Here is a 2,975-nt window from a genome sequence, read left to right on the forward strand (position 1 = left end):
TTGGTTAAGTTATTAAGGGCGCACGGCGAATGCCTTGGCACTAGGAGCCGAAGAAGGACGGCACTAACACCGATATGCTTCGGGGAGCTGTAAGTGAGCTTTGATCCGGAGATTTCCGAATGGGGGAACCCACTACGTTTAATCGCGTAGTATCTTGACGTGAATACATAGCGTCTTGAAGGCAGACCCAGGGAACTGAAACATCTAAGTACCTGGAGGAAGAGAAAGAAAAATCGATTCCCTGAGTAGCGGCGAGCGAAACGGGAAGAGCCCAAACCAAGAGGCTTGCCTCTTGGGGTTGTAGGACACTCTATACGGAGTTACAAAAGAGCGAGTTAGATGAAGCGACTTGGAAAGGTCCGCCAGAGCAGGTAAAAGCCCTGTAGTCGAAAGTTCGTTCTCTCCTGAGTGGATCCTGAGTACGGCGGAACACGTGAAATTCCGTCGGAATCCGGGAGGACCATCTCCCAAGGCTAAATACTACCTAGTGACCGATAGTGAACCAGTACCGTGAGGGAAAGGTGAAAAGCACCCCGGAAGGGGAGTGAAAGAGATCCTGAAACCGTGTGCCTACAAGTAGTTAGAGCCCGTTAATGGGTGATAGCGTGCCTTTTGTAGAATGAACCGGCGAGTTACGATTACGTGCGAGGTTAAGCTTTAGAAGGCGGAGCCGCAGCGAAAGCGAGTCTGAATAGGGCGAATTAGTACGTGGTCGTAGACCCGAAACCAGGTGATCTACCCATGTCCAGGGTGAAGGTGAGGTAACACTTACTGGAGGCCCGAACCCACGCACGTTGAAAAGTGCGGGGATGAGGTGTGGGTAGCGGAGAAATTCCAATCGAACTTGGAGATAGCTGGTTCTCTCCGAAATAGCTTTAGGGCTAGCCTCGTGATGAGAATACTGGAGGTAGAGCACTGTTTGGACTAGGGGGCCATCCCGGTTTACCGAATTCAGACAAACTCCGAATGCCAGATATTTATACACGGGAGTCAGACTGCGAGTGATAAGATCCGTAGTCAAAAGGGAAACAGCCCAGACCACCAGCTAAGGTCCCAAAGTAATCGTTAAGTGGAAAAGGATGTGGCGTTGCACAGACAACCAGGATGTTGGCTTAGAAGCAGCCATCATTTAAAGAGTGCGTAATAGCTCACTGGTCGAGTGACGCTGCGCCGAAAATGTATCGGGGCTAAACGATTCACCGAAGCTGTGGATTGACATCTACGATGTCAGTGGTAGGAGAGCGTTCTAAGTGCGTTGAAGTCAGATCGGAAGGACTGGTGGAGCGCTTAGAAGTGAGAATGCCGGTATGAGTAGCGAAAGACGGGTGAGAATCCCGTCCACCGTATGACTAAGGTTTCCTGAGGAAGGCTCGTCCGCTCAGGGTTAGTCGGGACCTAAGCCGAGGCCGATAGGCGTAGGCGATGGACAACAGGTTGATATTCCTGTACCACCTCCTCACCGTTTGAGAAATGGGGGGACGCAGTAGGATAGGGTAAGCGCGCTGTTGGATATGCGCGTCCAAGCAGTAAGGCGTGTGTGTAGGCAAATCCGCACACTGTAACGTTGAGCTGTGATGGCGAGTCCGTATGGACGAAGTTCCTGATTTCACACTGCCAAGAAAAGCCTCTATCGAGGTGAGAGGTGCCCGTACCGCAAACCGACACAGGTAGTCGAGGAGAGAATCCTAAGGTGTGCGAGAGAACTCTCGTTAAGGAACTCGGCAAAATGACCCCGTAACTTCGGGAGAAGGGGTGCTCTTGAGCGTGCAAGCGCATGAGAGCCGCAGTGAATAGGCCCAGGCGACTGTTTAGCAAAAACACAGGTCTCTGCAAAACCGTAAGGTGACGTATAGGGGCTGACGCCTGCCCGGTGCTGGAAGGTTAAGAGGAGTGGTTAGCGCAAGCGAAGCTGCGAATTGAAGCCCCAGTAAACGGCGGCCGTAACTATAACGGTCCTAAGGTAGCGAAATTCCTTGTCGGGTAAGTTCCGACCCGCACGAAAGGCGTAACGATCTGGGCACTGTCTCAACGAGAGACTCGGTGAAATTATAGTACCTGTGAAGATGCAGGTTACCCGCGACAGGACGGAAAGACCCCGTGGAGCTTTACTGTAGCCTGATATTGAATTTTGGTACAACTTGTACAGGATAGGTAGGAGCCAGAGATCTCGGAGCGCCAGCTTCGAAGGAGGCGTCGGTGGGATACTACCCTGGTTGTATTGAAATTCTAACCCATGCCCCTTAGCGGGGCAGGAGACAGTGTCAGGCGGACAGTTTGACTGGGGCGGTCGCCTCCTAAAAGGTAACGGAGGCGCCCAAAGGTTCCCTCAGAATGGTTGGAAATCATTCGTAGAGTGTAAAGGCACAAGGGAGCTTGACTGCGAGACCTACAAGTCGAGCAGGGTCGAAAGACGGGCTTAGTGATCCGGTGGTTCCGCATGGAAGGGCCATCGCTCAACGGATAAAAGCTACCCCGGGGATAACAGGCTTATCTCCCCCAAGAGTCCACATCGACGGGGAGGTTTGGCACCTCGATGTCGGCTCATCGCATCCTGGGGCTGTAGTCGGTCCCAAGGGTTGGGCTGTTCGCCCATTAAAGCGGTACGCGAGCTGGGTTCAGAACGTCGTGAGACAGTTCGGTCCCTATCCGTCGTGGGCGTAGGAAATTTGAGAGGAGCTGTCCTTAGTACGAGAGGACCGGGATGGACACACCGCTGGTGTACCAGTTGTCTTGCCAAAGGCATCGCTGGGTAGCTATGTGTGGACGGGATAAGTGCTGAAAGCATCTAAGCATGAAGCCCCCCTCAAGATGAGATTTCCCATTACGCAAGTAAGTAAGATCCCTCAAAGACGATGAGGTAGATAGGTTCGAGGTGGAAGTGTGGTGACACATGGAGCTGACGAATACTAATCGATCGAGGACTTAACCAAAATGTTTGAAACATTCAATGCACCGTTTATCCAGTTTTGAAAGAA

The 2,975-nt window shown here is 52.1% G+C and carries 1 rRNA gene; it reads left to right on the forward strand.

Annotated elements, in window-relative coordinates:
- Window positions 1-2 precede the first annotated feature (2 nt).
- Window positions 3-2,930 (forward strand): 23S ribosomal RNA (locus ACQKN4_RS25315).
- Window positions 2,931-2,975: the final 45 nt, after the last annotated feature.

The organism is Lysinibacillus sp. NPDC093692 (assembly GCF_050280125.1).
Taxonomy (GTDB): domain Bacteria; phylum Bacillota; class Bacilli; order Bacillales_A; family Planococcaceae; genus Lysinibacillus.